This window comes from Pseudomonas sp. Irchel s3h17 (assembly GCF_900187505.1).
Lineage (GTDB): Bacteria > Pseudomonadota > Gammaproteobacteria > Pseudomonadales > Pseudomonadaceae > Aquipseudomonas.
This window is the reverse complement of the sequence record NZ_FYDL01000013.1, coordinates 15035-34201: the sequence shown is the minus strand read 5'-3', so window position 1 is coordinate 34201 and position 19167 is coordinate 15035. Positions and strand designations below refer to the sequence as shown.

Below are 19167 nucleotides of genomic sequence, written 5' to 3'. Positions count from 1 at the left end.
GTGTTGTTCGATCAGGCCCTGGAGTCGGTCATTGACCAGTTACACCGACTCAATCGTGGCAAGTGATCGCAACCTTGGGGGCGATCACGGCATACTGAAGCCTGTCAAAGCCGTTGTTGAAGGAACCTGTATGCAGCTGGACCTCGCGAGTGGCTGGTTTGACGGGGTGCGTCACTGCCCGTCCCCCAACTTCAATGCGCGCCCCTCGGGCGAAATTTCCTTGCTGGTGATTCACAACATCAGTCTGCCCCCGGCGCAGTTCGCCACGGGCAAGGTGCAGGAATTTTTTCAGAACCGTCTGGATGTCACCGAACATCCCTATTTTGCAGGGATTGCCGACCTGCGCGTATCGGCGCACTTTCTGATCGAGCGTGACGGCACGATCACGCAGTTTGTCTCCTGTCTTGAGCGGGCCTGGCATGCGGGTGTCTCCAGATTCCAGGGGCGCGAAAGCTGTAATGATTTTTCACTGGGCATCGAACTGGAAGGTACCGATGATCTGCCATTCACCGATGCCCAGTATCGGGCGCTGACCGCCCTGACAAGCCAGTTGCAGGTGGCTTTTACGGCAATCACCACTGAGCGTATCCAGGGGCACAGTGACATCGCCCCTGGACGCAAGACTGACCCAGGGCCGGCGTTCGACTGGGCACGCTATCGCGCGGCGTTGGAAAAAGGGGAAGGACAATGAGTTTTCTGGTGTTGCTGCTGGCGGTCTGGATCGAGAAGTTCTCGGCGCTGCGTCACCGGGTGCAGCGTGACGGTGGCTGGCTGCGTGAACTGACCCGGCTGGAAAGCACCTCGCGGTTGACTGACCGGCCATGGGTGGTGTTGGCGCTGCTGGTGCTGTTGCCGGTGACCGTGCTTGGCCTGCTGCTACTGGCGCTGGAGCCGGTGGCCTATGGGTTGCTGGCCTTGCCGGTGCATTTGCTGGTGGTGATCTACAGCCTGGGTCGGGGCGACTTGCTCGGAGGCCTGGGGCCGTTTCGTGATGCCTGGCGCCGGGAAGACCTGCAAGCGGCCGCCCATGTCGCCCAGCGTGATCTGGATGTTTGCGCTGACAGCGGTGAGCAATTGCTGCAACGGGTGCAAGGCTATTTGGTGTGGGAGGCATACCAGGGTTTTTTCGCGGTGATTTTCTGGTATTTCCTGCTCGGTCCGGTGGCGGCCCTGAGTTATCGCTTGCTGGCCCTGGCCGCGGAGCACGGCAAGAGCCCGGCACTGGTGGAGCGTGCTGCGCAACTGCGGCACGCCTTTGACTGGTTGCCCGTGCGCTTGCTGGCAGTAAGTTTCGCCCTGGTGGGTAATTTTGTCGCCGTCAGTCGGGTCATGCTCCATGAACTGCTGAACTGGAACATCAGCGCTGCGCAGTTGATCGAGAAAGCCGGCATGGTCGCGGGAGAAATTCCACCGCCGGTGACCGGGCCTGACGGTCTCAACAACCTGGATCAGATTTGGGAGCTGTTGCTGCGGGCGGCAGTGGTCTGGTATGCCGGTTTTGCCCTTTGGACTGTCCTGCTCTGAAGACCCCGTTGGCCTGTAGCCGCCAGTTGCTACAGGCCTGCACAGCGTCCTGCCGTTAACCTTAAGTTACAAAACCTTCCGCCGATTTAAGTTATACAGCAGTAGCGCGCCATGGTGGCTATCTGCCGTCTCTGCGTGCCCGCCAATAACAATAAGAAATCCAAGGGAGACTTCCAGTGAAGAGCTTGCTCTATCCCGCCATTGCACTGATGAATCGCCTGAGCTTCGGCATGAAGTTCAGTCTGATCAGCGTGCTGTTCCTGCTACCGATGCTGGTGACCAACTTCTATCTGGTGCGCGATTCGTATCGTGAATTCCAGGGGACGCGGGTTGAATTGCAAAGTCTCGACCTGCTGGGCAGCGGCCTGACCCTGCGGCGCGACCTGGAAACCCTGAACAATCTGGTGCAGATCAACACGAGCCTCGGCCAGTCCGGCAAAGCGGGAGATATCGAATCGAAGATCAGTGCCCTTGAGCAGAGCGTGCTGGAGCGTCTGCAAGCGCTGAGCGCGATGACCAACGACCCGGAACAGGTCCGCGTGTTCAATGCCAAGCGCGATGAAATGATCGCGGCGTTCAAGGCCCAGCAGACGGAGAAATCCCTGCAGAGCAAAAGCGCGATGATCGGCAAGCTGCTCGGCAATGCGCAGATTGTCGGCCAGATCATCACCAGCCAGTCCGGCTTGAGCCGGGACAACCAGGGCGACATCCGTCAGCTGAGTGAACTGCTCACCAACGTGACTCCGCGAGTCACGCAAATCCTCGGCGATGGCCGGGCAATGGGCGCGTTCTCGTTGGGGCAGGGCTTTCTGAATTCCGCGTCGTCCACCCGCTTTGATGAACTGCTGGCGCAGATGGAAAGGCTGCAGGCTGAATATGCCCTCAAACTGCAGGATGCGCTGGGTGCCAGCAAAGCCGCGCGCGAGGTGCTGGAGCCGGCAGCCAATGCCAGCCAGGCCACGCTCAAGCAAGCCAGCGAGCTGTTCGAAGACCAGGTGGTGATGGCCGACACCCTCGATGCACCTTGGCAGGGTTTTTACGAGCAGGTCACCGGCCTGATGGCGCAGACCTACCAGTTGAACGACGCGACACTGAAGTTTCTCGCGGTTCAATTGCAGCAACGCCTGGAGCAGAACCGTACGCACATGGTGCTGCAAGCGGCGGCGCTCAGTGTGGTGTTCGTGCTGATTTTCTATCTCTACGGCGGCTTCTACGCCTCCACCCGCACCACGCTCAAACGCCTGGGCGGGGTCATGGACAAAGTGGCGGCCGGTGACATGACCGTGACGTTCACCGCCCACAGCCGAGATGAACTGGGTGAGCTGGGTAACGTGTTCAACGCTACGGTGGCCAAGATTCATGACCTGATCGAACGGGTCGGCAAGACCGTCAATGAGGTCGAGCGTCAGGCCGGCCAGGTGCAAACGGTGTCAGCCCAGAGCAATCAGGCGGTGGCCGGTCAGCGCACGCAGATCGAGCAGGTTGCCACGGCGATGAACCAGATGTCGGCCACCTCCCAGGAAGTGGCGCGCAGTGCCGCCGCCGCGGTGAGCAGCGCCCACAGCGTGAACGACGAAACCATCAGCGGGCGTGGGCTGGTCGAGTCGCAGCAAGGCAGCATTGCTCAACTGGCCAGCGAGATCGACGCGTCGGTGCTGGTGATCAATCAACTGGCCAGCGACAGCCAGTCCATCAGTCGCGTGCTGGAAGTGATCAAGAGTATTGCCGAACAGACCAACCTGTTGGCGCTCAATGCCGCCATCGAGGCGGCCCGGGCGGGCGAGCAGGGACGTGGTTTCGCGGTGGTGGCCGATGAGGTCCGCACCCTGGCCAAGCGCACCCAGCAATCGACCGAAGAGATCGAACAGATGATCGCCAGGCTGCACGGTGGCGTGGGGGCCGCGGTGAAGGCCATGGGCGTCAGTCATCAGATGGCCAGCGGCACCGTCGGGCAATCGGAGAAGGTCCAGCAGGCCCTGGAAAACATCCTCGGTGCAGTGGGCATGATCGTCGACCAGAATCAGCAGATCGCGGCCGCCGTCGAGCAGCAGACCGCCGTGGCGCACGATATCGACCAAAACATTGTCGAGATCAATCGCGCCGGTGAGCGCACCGCCGAAGGCGCGCACCAGACCGAAGACGCCAGCCGCGCCCTGTCAGCCCAGGTCGTGCAGTTGAAACACTTGATCAGCGCCTTTCGGGTCTGACGGCCACCACGATGGTCGTTTGCACAGGGCCGCGCGGTTGATTACCAGTTGAACACTTCGCAGGCGTTGGCCGTGCTGGCGGCCGCCAGTTGTTCCGGGCTGATGGCCATGATCGGTGCCAAGGCCGAGCAAATCGCCGGCAGGTGGGCAGGGCTGTTGCGTTGGTTGGGGTACATGGCGGGGGCCATGTCCGGTGAGTCGGTTTCCAGTACCACCGACTCCAGCGGCAAGTCGGCAATCACCTTGTGCAGGCGCAGCGCTTGCGGCCAGGTCGGCGCACCACCCAATCCCAGCTTGAACCCGAGCTTGATGTACTCGCGGGCTTCCTCGCGGCTGCCGGCAAAGGCGTGAATGATCCCGGCACGTTTGAGCTTGAAGCGCTTCAAGGTGGCAATCACCGCCGCGTGGCTGCGCCGAACGTGCAGCAGGGCGGGTAGCTGGAAGTCGGCGGCCAGCTGTAACTGTGCTTCAAACAATGTTTGCTGGCGCTCGCGATCCAGGGTCTCCAGGAAGTAATCCAGACCGAATTCACCCACCGCGCATAACTGCCGATGGCCGGCCAGGCGGGTCAGCCTGCCGGCCAGTTCCGTGAGGTCGGCGGGGCGGTGTTCGTCGAGATACACCGGGTGCAGGCCGAATGCGGCATACAGGTGCGCATCGCTTTGCACCAAGTCCCAGACCCGCTGCCAATTGCGCTGATAAACCCCCAGCACCACCATCCGCTTGACCCCCAGGGCGCGGCTTTTGGCCAGCAGCGCCTGACGATCGGCGTCGAAATCCGGAAAATCCAGATGGGTGTGGCTGTCGATCAGCTCCACGGTTCAGTCCTGGTGAATGCGTTGCTTGAACGTCCGCGCAATGGCCTGTACGCCGGGTTGGTAGTGGTCTTGCTCAATGGCGGCGAGGGCCAGTTGCAGGGCCTTTTCGGCGATCAGTCGATGCTGCTGGGCCATGGCATTGACGGGCAGCGGCAGGAAGTCCAGCAACTGGGTGTCACCAAAGGTGCCCAGGCGCAGTGGACGGGTTTTCAACGGGAAGTCGTGCAAGGCATCGAACACGCCTTGCAGTAGCACATAGGAGGTAGTCACCAGCGCATCCGGCAAGTGACCCAGGCGTTGCAGCAGTTCTTCCATCAGTTGCCGACCGCAGTCGCGACTGAATGACTCGCCGTGTTCGATCAGCACCTGGCCCTCGAACTCGACCAAGGCCTGTTTGAAACCGGCGGCACGTTCCTGGCTGATGCTCAGTTCGGGCCGCGCGCCAATCAGGGCGATCTGCCTGGGGGCCGGTTGCAACAGGCTTCGTGTGAGTTGCAGGCTGGCTTCGCGGTCATCGCTGATCACCGAGCAGAAATGTTCAGGCTCCATGACCCGGTCGATGGCAATGATCGGCAAGCCTTTGGCCTGCAATTGGCGATAGCTGTCATCGCCAGCCGGCAGGCAACTGGCAACGATCAGGGCATCGCAGCGCCGGGCGCGAAACAGCGCCAGCAATTGCCGCTCGCTGTCCGGGGCGTCGTCGGAGCTGGCGATCAGCAACTGATAGCCGCGCGCCCGGGCACCTTGTTCCAGCAACTTGGCAATCCGTGCGTAGCTGGGGTTTTCCAGATCCGGCAGGATAAAGCCCAGGGTGCGGGTGTGCCGGCTGCGCAGCCCGGCGGCTTGAGGATTAGGCGTGAAGCCGTGCTGCTCGACCACCGCGCGGACGCGCTCGACCGTGGCGTTGCTGATGCGCTGCTGTTCGGCCTTGCCATTGATGACATAGCTGGCGGTGGTCACGGACACACCGGCCAGTTGGGCGATATCACTGAGTTTCAACCCGGGAATTCCTTGTTTGTTCGAGCTTGCCCCGACATTGTGGCCAATCCTACCCGATTACGGCAGGCGACCAATGTCGCAAGCATTCGACCGGTTGGACTTCAAGCATGAGCGATTATCGAGTAACGTGCCAATTCATCTAGATTAAACGTTTCAGCCAGCGTATTTTCTTCTCCATTGGCGCCTTTGGCCATGACTGCCGTGAAACCGCCAAAGGATGCCCTGAAAGAGAGTTCGCGGATTAAAGCCTAAGCTTATTCATTCAAAACAATACCTGGTGCGGCCCCCGTACCCAAAAGGAGAAAGCATGCTCGAGCTCACTATAGAGCAGATATCCATGGGCCAGTCGGCGGTGGATAAAGCCGCTGCATTGCGTGTGCTGGCTGACAGCCTGGTCGCCGACGGCCTGGTGGCCGAGGGTTACCTTGGCGGGTTGCAGGCACGTGAGGCCCAGGGCTCGACCTTTCTCGGTCAAGGTATTGCCATTCCCCATGGCACCCCGCAAACCCGTGACCTGGTGCACACCACGGGTGTGCGTCTGTTGCAGTTCCCTGATGGGGTGGACTGGGGCGACGGCCAGATGGTTTACCTGGCGATCGGCATCGCGGCCAAGTCCGACGAACATTTACACCTGCTGCAACTGCTGACTCGCGCCCTGGGTGAAACCGACCTGGGCCAGGCCTTGCGTCGAGCCGGTTCGGCCGAAGCCTTGCTCAAGCTGTTGCAAAGCGCCCCGCAGGAGCTGGCGCTGGATGCCCAGATGATCGGCCTGGGGGTCTGCGTCGAAGATTTCGAGGAACTGGTCTGGCGGGGCGCGCGGTTGTTGCGTCAGGCCGATTGTGTGGGCAACGGTTTTGCGGCCGTCCTGCAGCAGGTTGAAGCGCTACCCCTGGGCGATGGCCTGTGGTGGCTGCACAGCGAGCAAACGGTCAAGCGTCCGGGCCTGGCGTTCGTGACGCCGGACAAACCGATCCGTTACCTTGGTCAGCCACTGTGCGGGTTATTCTGCCTGGCCAGCCTGGGCGAAGCGCATCAGGCCCTGCTTGAGCGGTTGTGTGCCCTGCTGATTGAAGGGCGCGGCCATGAACTGGGACGGGCCACCAGCCGTCGAGCGGTCCTTGAGGTGCTCGGTGGCGAATTGCCGGCTGATTGGCCCAGTGCTCGCATCGCGCTGGCCAACGCCCACGGCTTGCATGCGCGGCCGGCAAAAATCCTTGCCCAACTGGCCAAGCGCTTTGACGGCGAGATTCGCGTGCGGATCGTCGATGGCCAGGACAGTGCGGTGTCGGTGAAAAGCCTGAGCAAACTGCTGAGCCTGGGTGCCCGTCGTGGACAGGTGCTGGAGCTGATCGCCGAGCCGAGCATTGCCGCCGATGCCTTGCCCGCCTTGTTGGCGGCCATTGAAGAGGGGCTGGGGGAAGACATTGAACCCTTGCCGGCCGCGACCGAGCACCCAGCGGTGATTGCTGAAGACACCCTGGAGATCGTCGCGCCGAGCCCGGGCAGTCTGGTTCAGGCCATTGCTGCCGCGCCGGGGATTGCCATTGGTCCGGCCCACGTACAGGTTCAGCAAGCCATCGATTACCCGTTGCGCGGTGAGTCCACGGCAATCGAGCGCGAGCGGCTGAAAGCAGCGCTGGTCGAGGTACGCCGCGACATCGAAGGGCTGATCCAGCGCAGCCAGGCCAAGGCCATTCGCGAGATTTTCATCACTCACCAGGAAATGCTCGACGACCCGGAGCTGACGGACGAGGTCGATACCCGTCTCAAGCAGGGCGAGAGTGCGCAAGCGGCCTGGATGGCGGTGATCGACGCGGCAGCCAGGCAACAGGAGTCCTTGCAGGACGCCTTGCTTGCCGAACGCGCGGCAGATTTGCGCGACATCGGCCGCCGGGTGCTGGCGCAGTTGTGCGGCATTGAAACCCCAAGCGAGCCTGCGCAACCGTACATTCTGGTGATGGATGAAGTGGGGCCGTCCGATGTGGCGCGGCTGGATCCAGCCCGGGTCGCGGGCATTCTCACCGCACGGGGCGGCGCCACCGCCCATAGCGCGATCGTCGCCCGGGCGCTGGGTATCCCGGCGTTGGTCGGCGCAGGCGCGGCAGTGTTGTTACTGGCACCGGGCACCCCGTTGCTGCTGGATGGCCAGCGCGGCAGACTGCATGTCGATGCCGACGCCGCGACCCTGCAGCGCGCGATTGAAGAACGCGACAGCCGCGAGCAACGGCTCAAGGTCGCCGCTGAACAACGTCATCAACCGGCGCTGACCCTCGACGGTCATCCGGTGGAGGTGTTCGCCAACATCGGTGAAAGCGCGGGCGTGCTCAGTGCGGTGGAGCAGGGCGCCGAAGGCATTGGATTGCTGCGCACCGAACTGATTTTCATGGCGCACCCGCAGGTGCCGGACGAAGCCACGCAGGAAGCCGAGTATCGTCGGGTGCTCGATGGCCTGGCCGGGCGACCGCTGGTGGTGCGCACCCTCGATGTCGGCGGTGACAAGCCGCTGCCCTATTGGCCGATTGCCAAGGAAGAAAACCCGTTCCTGGGCGTACGCGGCATACGCCTGACCCTGCAGCGTCCACTCATTATGCAGGCGCAGTTGCGCGCCTTGTTGCGCGCTGCCGGCAACCGCCCGCTGCGCATCATGTTTCCCATGGTCGGTAGCCTGGACGAATGGCGCCAGGCGCGGGACATGACCGAACGCCTGCGTCTGGAAATCCCGGTGGCCGACCTGCAACTGGGGATCATGGTCGAAGTGCCGTCGGCCGCATTGCTGGCGCCGGTACTGGCCAGGGAAGTCGACTTCTTCAGCATTGGCACCAACGACCTGACGCAATACACCCTGGCCATCGACCGGGGTCACCCGACGCTATCGGCGCAGGCTGATGGTTTGCACCCGGCGGTCCTGCAACTGATCGACATCACCGTGCGGGCCGCCCATGCTCATGGCAAGTGGGTCGGGGTCTGTGGCGAGCTGGCGGCCGATCCGCTGGCGGTACCGGTGCTGGTGGGGCTGGGGGTGGATGAGTTGAGCGTAGGGGCGCGCAGTATCGGCGAGGTCAAGGCACGGGTTCGCGAGTTGAGTCTTGAGCAGGCAAAATATCTGGCCCAACAGGCATTGGCCGTGGGCAGCGCACAGGAAGTGCGCGCGTTAGTGGAGGCACTGTAATGGCTAAGATTCTAACCCTGACCCTCAACCCGGCGCTGGACCTCACGGTTCAGCTGTCGCACCTGGAGCCCGGTCAGCTCAACCGCAGTGAAACCATGCACACCCATGCTGCCGGCAAGGGGGTGAACGTGGCACAGGTACTGGCCGACCTGGGGCATCAACTGACCGTCAGTGGATTTCTTGGCGAAGACAATCTCCAGGCCTTCGAGGCATTGTTCGAGGCGCGTGGTTTTGTCGACGGGTTTATCCGTGTGCCGGGAGAGACCCGCAGCAATATCAAGCTGGCCGAAGCCAATGGGCGCATCACCGACATCAACGGTCCGGGACCGGTGGTCAGCGGGGTGGCGCAGCAGGCGCTGCTGGCGCGTCTGGAGCAGATAGCACCAGGACATGACGCGGTGGTGGTGGCGGGCAGTCTGCCCCAGGGCGTCAGTGCGCACTGGTTGAAGACCTTGATTGTGCGTTTGAAGCAACTGGGCTTGAAAGTGGCGCTCGACACCAGTGGCGAAGCCTTGCGTGTTGGTCTGACCGCCGGCCCGTGGTTGATCAAGCCCAATGCCCAGGAGCTGGCCGATGCACTGGGTTGCGAAACGCTTTCAGTGGCCGCCCAGGCCCAAGCCGCGAGCCGCCTGCACGCAAAAGGTATCGAGCATGTGGTGATTTCCCACGGTTCCGAGGGCGTGAATTGGTTCAGTGTCGGCTCGGCGATGCATGCCTCATCGCCGAAGGTCCGTGTGGCCAGTACGGTCGGGGCGGGTGACTCATTGTTGGCCGGAATGCTCCACGGCCTGCTCAGTGCCGATATGCCTGAACAGACGTTGCGCACCGCCACGGCGATTGCCGCCATGGCAGTCACCCAGATCGGCTTTGGCATCGGCGATGCGGCGCAGCTGGCGCGGCTCGAACAGGGGGTGCGCGTTCATCCCCTGACAGAACAATAAGAGGGTAGGTCATGAAGTTAGCCATCGTTACGGCCTGCCCCAATGGCATGGTCACCAGTGTGCTGTGCGCCCGGTTACTGGAGGCGGCGGCGCAGCGCCAGGGCTGGAGCACCAGTGTCGAAGTGCATGACCCGGCACACCCGGAGCGCCAGTTGTCCGCCGCGATCCTTGAGGAGGCCGAGTGGGTGTTGCTGGTTAGCACCGGTCCGCTGGACATGTCGCGGTTTGTCGGTAAGCGCGTGTTTCAGAGCACACCGTCCCAGGCCTTGCAGGACGTCGACGCGGTGCTGCGCCGTGGCGCTTCAGAGGCCCAGGTCTACGTCGCCCCGCCGGCGGCTGAGTCGCTGGCGCCCCGCCAGGCGGCCCCGCGCCTGGTGGCGGTCACGGCTTGCCCGACAGGCGTGGCCCATACCTTCATGGCCGCCGAGGCCCTGCAGCAAGCGGCCAAACGCTTGGGCTATGACCTGCAGGTAGAGACCCAGGGCTCGGTCGGCGCGCGCAATCCGTTGAGCGCGCAAGCCATCAGCGATGCCGATGTGGTGCTGCTGGCGGCGGACATTGAAGTCGCCACCGAGCGTTTCGCCGGCAAGAAAATCTACCGCTGCGGTACCGGCATTGCCCTCAAGCACGCCGAAGCGACGCTGAACAAGGCCCTGGCGGAAGGCAAGCAGGAAGCGGCCTCAAGCGGTTCCAGGGGGCCGGCCGCTCAAGAGAAGACCGGTGTCTACAAACACCTGCTGACGGGGGTGTCGTTCATGCTGCCCATGGTGGTGGCCGGTGGTTTGATGATTGCCCTGTCGTTTGTGTTCGGCATCACTGCGTTCAAGGAAGAGGGCACGCTTGCCGCGGCACTGATGCAGATCGGCGGCGACACCGCATTCAAGTTGATGGTGCCGTTGCTGGCCGGTTACATCGCCTACTCGATTGCCGACCGTCCGGGCCTGGCGCCGGGGATGATCGGCGGTCTGCTGGCCAGTACCCTGGGGGCCGGTTTTATCGGTGGGATCATTGCCGGCTTCATCGCCGGTTACGCGGCCCAGGCGATCAATCGTTATGCACGTTTGCCGCAAAGCCTGGAAGCGTTGAAGCCGATTCTGATCATCCCCTTGCTGGCCAGCCTGTTTACCGGCCTGATCATGATTTACGTGGTCGGCAAACCGGTGGCCGGGGTGCTGGCCGGGCTCACGCACTTCCTCGACAGCATGGGCACCACCAATGCGATTCTGCTGGGTGTGTTGCTGGGCGCGATGATGTGTGTCGACCTCGGCGGGCCGATCAACAAGGCGGCGTATGCGTTCTCGGTGGGGCTGCTGGCCTCGCAAAGTTATGCACCGATGGCCGCGACCATGGCCGCCGGCATGGTGCCGCCGATCGGCCTGGGCATTGCCACCTTCATCGCCCGACGCAAGTTCGCCCAGACCGAGCGCGAGGCCGGTAAGGCAGCGCTGGTGCTGGGGCTGTGCTTTATTTCCGAAGGGGCGATTCCGTTTGCCGCCAAGGACCCGTTGCGGGTGATTCCGGCAAGCATTGCCGGCGGCGCGCTGACCGGAGCGCTGTCGATGTACTTCGGCTGCAAGCTGATGGCGCCCCACGGTGGGTTGTTCGTGATGTTGATCCCCAACGCGATCAATCACGCGCTGTTGTATCTGCTGGCGATTGTCGCCGGCAGTCTGCTGACCGCGGTGGTCTATGCCGTGGTCAAGCGCCCGGAAGTGACCGAGCTGGCGCTGGAGCCCGCCAAGGCCTGATCTGTCGGCGCTTTCGGCGGCTGCCATGGACCCGTGGCGAGGGAGCTTGCTCCCGCTGGGTTGCGAAGCGGCCCCCAAGGGGACTACTGCGTAGTCCAACGGGAGCAAGCGCTCTCGCCACAGAGATGTGTGCCTGTCACAACGGTTTCATTCGGGCATGCTTAAGTTTCCCTTTTCAGGGAGAACACCATGAGCGAATTCGACCCGGGACGTCGTCGAGTCATGCAAGCCGTTGGCGCCGGGCTGTTGTTGCCTGGCCTGGCTCCGGCGGTCATCGCGTCGGTCAAGGAGCGTCCGCAACTGACCGACGGCGTACAGTCCGGTGACTTGTTGGGCGACCGGGCAATGATCTGGAGCCGCAGCGATCGTCCGGCGCGAATGGTCGTCGAGTGGGACACCCGCAGTCTGTTCAACAACCCTCGCCGGTTCGTCTCGCCCCTGGCCGACGCCCGCACCGATTTCACGGCGCGCGTCGAGTTGACCGGACTGCCCGCCGACCAGGCGATTTTCTACCGCGTGTCCTTCGAAGACGCCCGGACCGGTGTGGCCAGCGAGCCCTGGTTCGGTCACCTGCGCAGCGTGCCGCAGAGTCGTCGGGATATCCGCTTTGTCTGGAGCGGTGACACTGTCGGCCAGGGCTTCGGCATCAACCCGGACATCGGCGGCATGCGTATCTACGAGGCCATGCGTTTGCGCCTGCCGGACTTCTTCATCCACAGCGGCGATACCATCTACGCCGACGGCCCGGTGCCGGCGCAACTGACCACCGAAAGCGGCCGGGTGTGGCGCAACATCACCAGCGAGGCGAAGAGCAAAGTCGCTGAAACCCTCGATGAGTATCGCGGCAATTATCGCTACAACCTGATGGACGAAAACATTCGTCGCTTCAACGCTGAAGTGCCGCAGATCTGGCAGTGGGACGACCACGAAGTGGTCAACAACTGGTCGCCGGGCAAGTTGCTGGACGAGCGCTACAGAGATAAAGATATCCACAGCCTGGTCGGTCGGGCGCGACAAGCTTGGCTCGAATATGCGCCGATGCGCTTGCAAGCGGCCGACAACGGCGGGCGCATCTACCGCAAGTTGGGTTACGGACCGCTGCTGGACGTGTTCGTGCTGGACATGCGCAGCTATCGCGGGCCCAACGATGACAACCTGGGCGCAGAGAAACCTTTCCTGGGGCGTGAGCAACTGGACTGGCTCAAGCGTGAGCTGAAGCAGTCCGGCGCACAGTGGAAAGTCATCGCCGCCGATATGCCGATTGGCCTTGGCATACCGGACGGCGAAGTGAGCCCCGGTGTACCGCGCTGGGAAGCGGTGGCCAACGGTGACCCCGGCCCGGCTCAGGGCCGTGAGCTGGAAATCGCGGAACTGCTGGGGTTCTTGAGGGCGCAGACCGTGCGCAACGTTGTCTGGCTGACGGCCGATGTGCATTACTGCGCTGCGCACCATTACCACCCGGATCGCGCTGCCTTTCAGGACTTCGAACCGTTCTGGGAGTTCGTCGCCGGGCCTTTGAACGCTGGCAGCTTCGGACCCAACCCGCTGGATAAAACCTTCGGCCCGCAAGTGGTGTTCGAGAAAGCGCCACCTGCGCAGAACACTTCACCCTTTGCCGGTTTTCAGTTCTTTGGCGAGGTGAACATCGATGGGCTGACGGGGGAGATGAGCGTGGTGCTGCGCGATCTGGATGGGGTGGGGGTGTTTGAGCAGAAGTTGCAACCAGTGTAAGTGGGGCAGGACTAAAGCGTTTTGTTACTGGGGCGTGCTTGCGGGAATAAATCCATACAAAAGAGATTTTTTCAGTCTTGCTCAAAGTTGCGGCTGCCGTTTAGTCTTTTGATTGATATGTTTTACAGGCGGGACTCTATAGTGCGCCTGTTTGACATGATCTGGCCGATGGAAGGCTTTAAATATCAAAAGGAGTTGTTATGGAAGCGCAGTTGTGGGAGGCATCATTAAAAGATAAAACTGCCGAGGAGGTTGCCGGGCTTGCTGCGGTGGTTCCAAAAACAATGGTTTCACTGTCGAACGGATCGTCGAACGATGTTGTTCGTCCGGCCGGGTTGCTGCTGACAAAAAAACAGATCATTGATCTGCGCAAATATGAAGCTGCCGGGTTGGCACTTCCGCAACATATGATGGACGTCAACCATTATCTGAACTTCGGAGCGCTGGATAGCGGTGGGGACGGGTTTCGACCAGAAGATTTTCTGGCGACATTCAAAAAAGTATACAGCCATGCCAGACAGTGGCAGCCGTTGCGTGCGCGTATCATGCTCACCGGTACTCACTTGAGACTGTTTGGTTTGAATATGGCCGTTTACAGCAGGACTGTGGAGGAAATCTACAGTGATGTCCGTGCAGCGAACAGGCTGGAAACACATAATATTGCTACCTATGAGCAACTGCGAGAGTGGGAGCTGAAGGAAGGGCATGGATTCCCGGGATTGGTGTTGGATGCCGAGACTGTATCTGACTTGGGGGATGCACTGGACTTGATCTCTACCCAGGTCAGGGAGTACTTGGAAGATGTCATCGGTATAAAAAAGAGTTTGGATAATTTCGGTATAGAGCTTCGTGAAAGGATAACCCCCGAGATCAAGTTGCTGACAGCTTTTGTGTCGCACAATACATACGCTGCTGATATCGGCGCGCTTAATGAAGAGATTGAACGGCGCACGGCCCGCATTGATGAATTGAATGCTCAGTACAAGGCGCTGGTCAATCAGTCGTTGACGGCAGTCTCATCATTTTCGCTTGTGGGGCTGGGCGTTGCCATTTATTACGGTGTCGAAGCTGAAATAGTTCGTGCCGAGCGCAATAGCCTGAGTGACGTGCAAAATGAAGCGATCAAGCGACTCGCCAGCAAGAATAAAACACTGGGTTCACTTCAGCGGGTAAGGTCAGATATGCAAAACCTGACAATCGTTGCGGTCGAGGCGGATGTCGCTACAAAGAATCTGATTCATGTCTGGAATGTGCTCCATGACTATACGAATCAGTCCGCTACAGCGATCACGAAAATGGAGGACGCAGTCAAATTGAGGCAGTTTATGACTCAGTTCAGGCTGGTGGCAGCGCCGTGGACAGAGATTCATCAGAACGCTGATGCGTTGGTGGAGCTGTTCAAGGAGGCCGACGAAGAGTTTAAAGCCGAATATGGTATTCAAGGAGTGAACCGTATGAGAACGCTGTTGCAAGCTGAGAAGTATCCGGAACTGAAGACCGATACACTGCGTAGTTGCAGTACTTTGCTGGGCGATGAGGCTGTCAAAGCCAAAATGTATTTCCTCAAAAGCAACTATTTGCCCGCGGTCAATAGTACATTTGAACGAATGCTGGGCGAGGCTAACGGCAGCTTTCGTGATTTGGCAGAGTTGGCGCTGACTACAAAACTTGATCTTAAATCGCGAGTCGCTCAGTTGGCCGCGCTCAATCAGGAGTTGGCTGATGGATCCGATGAGATTGAGGATATTCACGGCGAACAGGTCGAACTATTGGCGCAAGCACACGAAACAGCACTCAGCATGTCGATCAGGCTGGGTCATCGCTTGATCGCTATTAGCGAGCCTTTCGATCAGAGTGTAACAACTGGGTTCATGGAGACACTCAATACCGATTTGACCGATCATGCTGCAGCGCTAACCCGCTTGGAAGACAGCTTGGTTGAGCCTGGGAAGAAATTGAAAGTCATTTCAGAAGCGGTGGATGAGCTTAACAAAATTGGGCTTTCAGAAGCGTTCAAGTCTGTTGAACTTACCGTTGATAAGGTGGAAGAGTTGGGGGCGACGCCCACGCAAGTTCAATTGGTGATGGCCGCGATCGAGAAAATGAAGCGAGATCTGGAAGGGGCAGCCAAGGGCATTTCGTTTGTGCTGATGATCAAGGAAAGTCATGCGCTGCGGACGCTTGTCGAAGAAGTTCATAATGAAATAATCGTTGAAAAAAGAAAAGGGCGTACCCTCAACGACAAAGTGGAACTGATTAAAGCCTTTCATGCTATGGATGATCAGCGAAAACTGTATGCCGTAGAGTATGCGGTGGCCACAGGCGCGGTTAACCAGTTTCTGACGGCTGTGACAGGGCATAAGTCCAATGGGCTACAGGAGCAGGTCGCGGGTTTCATACAAGAAGCTGGGACCTTTGTAAGGTTTCTTGATCCGATAACCTATCTGTAACTATAGTCATGTCAGCACACGGATATAAGTCGCGCAGCATGCATCATGAAGCGTGACTTTTTACGGAACTTCAATTTTTCGGATTCAAGCCATGGATGTGCTTTTGTTTGGGCGTGAGGATTTTGTCGCTATCCGAAACTATCATAAGTTCTTGTCGCTAGTGGGGGATAGGGAGATATTGGTCAATCCCGGGCCAGAGGTCACCTTGGTGTTGGAACAGTGCGCCAAAGATCTCAGCGGCGTGGCGAAAACGAATCTTGATCGGTGTATTTACGTTCAGCATACGGCGGGTGTCTTGAGTGAGGGCATTCTCGACTGTGTCGACAGGGTGGAGGTGTTTCATGCTGCCTGTCGTCGAGCCTGGCTCCTTGCTCCGGCTGACCGGCGCTTTCCCTTGATTGCAATGAGTTGCGATTCTTTCGAGTTTGCAGAACCTGATATTGCCATTTGCCGGAAATACGAGGTGAACGGTGTCATAGATCAGTTGGTTCTGATGTGCACTAAGGCGCTGTCCGTTGTGGAAGCATTCTCCAGTGTGGTGAGTCTGCTTGGTCAGGATATTCACACGCTGTTTGTCAATGTTCTGAAGGCCAGAGAGAGTGACGCTTTTCGATTCCGCCCTGTCGTGTTGGGAGGCGCGGATCACTACTGGTTCAATTTCCATGGACGAGGGACTGTGACTGTTTCACTGGGCGGCTCGGCGCTCGACCTGAAGATAGGCGCTGAACTGGACCGATTGGCGGGTGTTTACACCTCGACCTCTTCCGCCTTATTCAATCTTGGCGACCTCTTGTACCGGGTTCAGTATTTTCTTCGGGAGGTGATAAAGAGGTTCTCTACGATCACGCCCATGTCGAGATTCTCTGCACTGTTGTTAGCTTGCGAGTTGGTGGTCGAGGTGCTGGTTGCCCTTCGATCGAGGTCCGAGCGCTTGGGAGAGTGGTCAGACTTCATGAAGATCCGGGTTAACTATGGCTTGGATGAAAAATGAACAGTCGGGATTCACCGGACGCCCCCCTTTGACGACGCCCGGCGAGTGTCAGTAAACGTCGCGGCGGTAGCGCCCTTGCTCGATCAAGCGTTCTACCGCTTCTGTACCCAGCACGTCGTTGAGCACCTGATCCACCCCGCTGGCCATCCCTTGCAGGCTGCCGCAGATGTAGATCGAAGCGCCCTCGGCCAACCATTTCTGCAACTCGACGGCCTGTTGGCGCAGGCGATCCTGCACGTAGACTTTCTCGGCCTGATCCCGTGAGAACGCCAGGTCCAGGCGTTCCAGGTCACCCTCGATCAACCAGCCTTCCAACTCATCGCGGCACAGGTAGTCATGGGCGCGATTGCGCTCGCCGAACAGCAGCCAGTTACGGGTCTGGCCTTCGGCAATCCGCGCCTTGAGCAAGCTGCGCAGACCGGCCAGGCCCGTGCCGTTACCCAGCAGAATCATCGGCACCGGGGAGGCGGGCAGATGAAAGCCACTGTTGCGCCGGACTCGCAGGCTGATCGACGAACCCACGGCGGCGTGCTCGGTCAGCCAGCCAGAGCCGATGCCCAGGCTGCCATCGGCATGACGCTCCTGGCGCACGATCAGTTCCAGTACCCCGTCGGCGGCAATCGAGGCAATCGAATACTCGCGCATGGCCAGCGGCACCAAGGCCTCCACCAGTGCCTGAGCGTGCAGGCCCACCAGGTGAGCGCGACTGCCCGGCAACTGGCGGCTGGCCAACGCCTGCTCCAGGGGTTTTGACAAACCATCGAATTGCACCAGGGTATCGCCCGGGATACCCAGCCCGTCCAGGAAGTGCTCAACCGCCCACGGGCAATTGCGTGGCAGCACTTCCACCAGGTCGCCGGCCAGCCAACTGCTGGTGTCGGGCGGGGTCAGGCCCAGCAAGTAGACTTCGGAACCCGTGCTGTCGGGATTCAGCAGATCACGGGTGCTCAAGGTCCAGTGGGTGTAGCCGGGCGCTTTCCAGGTCTCGACCGGCGCTTGCCCGGTCAATTGAGCGAGTTGTTGCTGCCAATGGCTCAGGGCGTAGGGGTCGCCGCTGTCGACTTCCACCGGGGCAAACAGCGTGGTGCCGCCATGCGCTGCCAGCCACGCGTGCAAGCGTCTGGCGAAGCCACAGAAGTGCTGATACTGCCGGTCACCCAGGCCAAGGATCGCGTAATTGAGACTGGCAAGTGTTGCTGCCCGGCCCAGCACTTTACGCTCGAAACCACGGGCACTGTCCGGGGCCTCGCCATCGCCAAAGGTGCTGACGACGAACAACGCATTACCCGAGTCCCGCAAGTCCTGCGCGCTCACGCTGGCCAGGGGCTGCACCTTGACCGGTAGCCCGGCGGCCTGCAATTGGCTGGCGGTTTGCCAGGCCAGTTGTTCGGCAAAACCACTCTGGCTGGCAAACCCGATCAGCCATGCCGGCGCATTGCCGGTGGTGGGCGCCAGGTCTTTGCGCGCCTGTTTGACCTGGCGTTTCTTGCGCCGACGGTCCAGGTACAGCAGCCAGCCGGTGATGAAAAACAGCGGCATCAGCGCGGCGCCGACCATCAGGACGATCCGTCCGACGATGCCGAAGTAACTGCCGACGTGCAGCGCGTAGATGCTGGTCAGCAGTTGCGCCTTGAAGCTCTTGTCGCTGTAGCGATCATGCCGCTGGATGACGCCGGTGGCCGGGTCGAGGCGGATCTGGTTCAGTGCCCGGTCATGGGGGGAATCCTTCAGCAGGTAGAACACTGTCGCCTGTTGGCCGGCCACTGGCGGCATGCGCACGTTATAGGTGCTCAAGCCCGGGCCTGCGGTGCTGTAGATGCTGCTCCAGATGGCATTGTAATCAGCCACCGGTGCCGGACCTGCCGGCGGTTTAGCGCCACGCCCCTTGCCTGCGCGCTCGCTCTGCGGTGCGTCGGCCAGCAGTCTGTTCAGACCCTTGTTGTACCACTCATAGGACCAGGACAAGCCGGTCAGGGCGGCCAGCAGGTACGCCAGCAAGCACCAGGTGCCGGCGACCGAGTGCAGGTCCCAGTTGAAGCCTCGACCTTTTTTCTTCCAGTCCAGGGTCAGCCAGGCCCGCCAGCTTTGCCACTGGCGCGGCCAGCGCAGGTACAACCCGGACAGGCAGAAGAAGATCAGGATCAGGGTGCAGGCCCCGGTGATTTGTCGGCCGGTGTCGCCCATGGCCAGAAAACGGTGCAGTTTCAGCATCAGGTCGAAGAAGCCCTGGCCGACGGCGTCGCCCCTGTACTCGCCGGTGTAGGGGTCGAAGTAGCGCATCTGTCCGCGGCGTTCGCCGGGGGGCGGGGTGAAGTACACGCGCGCGGCGTTGCCGCTGTCGGTTTCGACCCAGAGCATCGCGACTTTCTTGCCTTCGATGGCTTCGACACTGGCCACCAGGTCCGCGGGCGGCAGCACACCGGCCGGGCGTTTTTCCACCTGCAGGACCTGTGGGTTGAGGGCCCGCAGGATCTCGTCCTGAAACGACACCGCGGCACCGGTGATGCCCATCAAGGCCAGCACCAGGCCTGCGCTGATGCCGAAGAACCAATGCAGCTGGAACAGGGTTTTCTTCAACACGTCGACCGC

At 60.6% G+C, this 19167-nt stretch carries 12 protein-coding genes; 9 read left to right on the top strand and 3 right to left on the bottom strand.

Translation table 11 applies throughout. The features are described from left to right. Positions 1 to 130 precede the first annotated feature (130 nt). The 3 genes from ampD (at position 131) to CKW25_RS19315 (ending at position 3731) form a co-directional block, all read left to right on the top strand. The gene (ampD, locus tag CKW25_RS19325; protein ID WP_095081620.1) at positions 131 to 691 is read left to right on the top strand and encodes a 1,6-anhydro-N-acetylmuramyl-L-alanine amidase AmpD; all 561 of its coding nucleotides are present in this window, start codon (positions 131 to 133) and stop codon (positions 689 to 691) included. Then, on the top strand, positions 688 to 1524 hold the full coding sequence (ampE, locus tag CKW25_RS19320; protein ID WP_095081619.1) for a regulatory signaling modulator protein AmpE: 837 nt from the start codon (positions 688 to 690) through the stop codon (positions 1522 to 1524). Before ampD ends, ampE begins: the two co-directional genes overlap by 4 nt. Positions 1525 to 1700: 176 nt before the next feature. After that, a complete protein-coding gene (locus CKW25_RS19315; RefSeq protein WP_095081618.1) occupies positions 1701 to 3731 on the top strand; it encodes a methyl-accepting chemotaxis protein in 2031 nt (676 codons plus the stop codon). A gap of 41 nt (positions 3732 to 3772) precedes the next feature. Here CKW25_RS19315 and CKW25_RS19310 read toward each other — a convergent pair whose 3' ends face one another. Together CKW25_RS19310 and cra are read right to left on the bottom strand one after the other, a co-directional pair. Then, a complete protein-coding gene (locus CKW25_RS19310; RefSeq protein ID WP_095081617.1) occupies positions 3773 to 4549 on the bottom strand; it encodes a TatD family hydrolase in 777 nt (258 codons plus the stop codon). Between the two features lie 3 nt (positions 4550 to 4552). Then, the gene (cra, locus tag CKW25_RS19305) at positions 4553 to 5548 is read right to left on the bottom strand and encodes a catabolite repressor/activator (RefSeq protein ID WP_095081616.1); all 996 of its coding nucleotides are present in this window, start codon (positions 5546 to 5548) and stop codon (positions 4553 to 4555) included. A 307-nt stretch (positions 5549 to 5855) separates the two neighbouring features. On the opposite strand from cra, the gene ptsP reads away from it, so the two are divergent. From ptsP to CKW25_RS19275, 6 genes are all read left to right on the top strand, one after another. Further along, positions 5856 to 8717 carry a phosphoenolpyruvate--protein phosphotransferase gene (gene ptsP / locus CKW25_RS19300; protein WP_095081614.1) on the top strand — a complete coding sequence of 954 codons (2862 nt, stop codon included), beginning with the start codon at positions 5856 to 5858 and terminating at the stop codon, positions 8715 to 8717. Further along, a complete protein-coding gene (gene pfkB / locus CKW25_RS19295) occupies positions 8717 to 9658 on the top strand; it encodes a 1-phosphofructokinase (protein ID WP_095081612.1) in 942 nt (313 codons plus the stop codon). Before ptsP ends, pfkB begins: the two co-directional genes overlap by 1 nt. Positions 9659 to 9669: 11 nt before the next feature. Next, a complete protein-coding gene (locus CKW25_RS19290) occupies positions 9670 to 11406 on the top strand; it encodes a PTS fructose-like transporter subunit IIB (protein WP_095081610.1) in 1737 nt (578 codons plus the stop codon). 189 nt (positions 11407 to 11595) lie between these two features. Continuing rightward, positions 11596 to 13137: an alkaline phosphatase gene (locus CKW25_RS19285; RefSeq protein WP_095081607.1), complete on the top strand. Its 1542-nt coding sequence runs from the start codon at positions 11596 to 11598 to the stop codon at positions 13135 to 13137. Positions 13138 to 13337: 200 nt separating this feature from the next. Next, positions 13338 to 15587, top strand: a complete 2250-nt coding sequence (locus CKW25_RS19280) for an alpha-xenorhabdolysin family binary toxin subunit A (RefSeq protein ID WP_095081606.1) — start codon at positions 13338 to 13340, stop codon at positions 15585 to 15587. 91 nt (positions 15588 to 15678) lie between these two features. Next, positions 15679 to 16578 (top strand): hypothetical protein, encoded by a 900-nt coding sequence (locus CKW25_RS19275; RefSeq protein ID WP_095081605.1) that lies wholly within the window; start codon positions 15679 to 15681, stop codon positions 16576 to 16578. Positions 16579 to 16626: 48 nt separating this feature from the next. Here the strand turns inward: CKW25_RS19275 and CKW25_RS19270 are convergent, their stop codons facing one another. Then, entirely contained in the window at positions 16627 to 19158 is a 2532-nt protein-coding gene (locus tag CKW25_RS19270) for a sulfite reductase flavoprotein subunit alpha (RefSeq protein ID WP_095081603.1), read from the bottom strand. Positions 19159 to 19167: the final 9 nt, after the last annotated feature.

Bases quoted from the DNA above. Each gene is read 5' to 3' on its own strand.
- ampD (WP_095081620.1), top strand. From the start codon at position 131: ATGCAGCTGGACCTCGCGAGTGGCTGGTTTGACGGGGTGCGTCACTGC.
- ampE (WP_095081619.1), top strand. From the start codon at position 688: ATGAGTTTTCTGGTGTTGCTGCTGGCGGTCTGGATCGAGAAGTTCTCG.
- ptsP (WP_095081614.1), top strand. From the start codon at position 5,856: ATGCTCGAGCTCACTATAGAGCAGATATCCATGGGCCAGTCGGCGGTG.
- pfkB (WP_095081612.1), top strand. From the start codon at position 8,717: ATGGCTAAGATTCTAACCCTGACCCTCAACCCGGCGCTGGACCTCACG.
- CKW25_RS19290 (WP_095081610.1), top strand. From the start codon at position 9,670: ATGAAGTTAGCCATCGTTACGGCCTGCCCCAATGGCATGGTCACCAGT.
- CKW25_RS19285 (WP_095081607.1), top strand. From the start codon at position 11,596: ATGAGCGAATTCGACCCGGGACGTCGTCGAGTCATGCAAGCCGTTGGC.
- CKW25_RS19280 (WP_095081606.1), top strand. From the start codon at position 13,338: ATGGAAGCGCAGTTGTGGGAGGCATCATTAAAAGATAAAACTGCCGAG.
- CKW25_RS19275 (WP_095081605.1), top strand. From the start codon at position 15,679: ATGGATGTGCTTTTGTTTGGGCGTGAGGATTTTGTCGCTATCCGAAAC.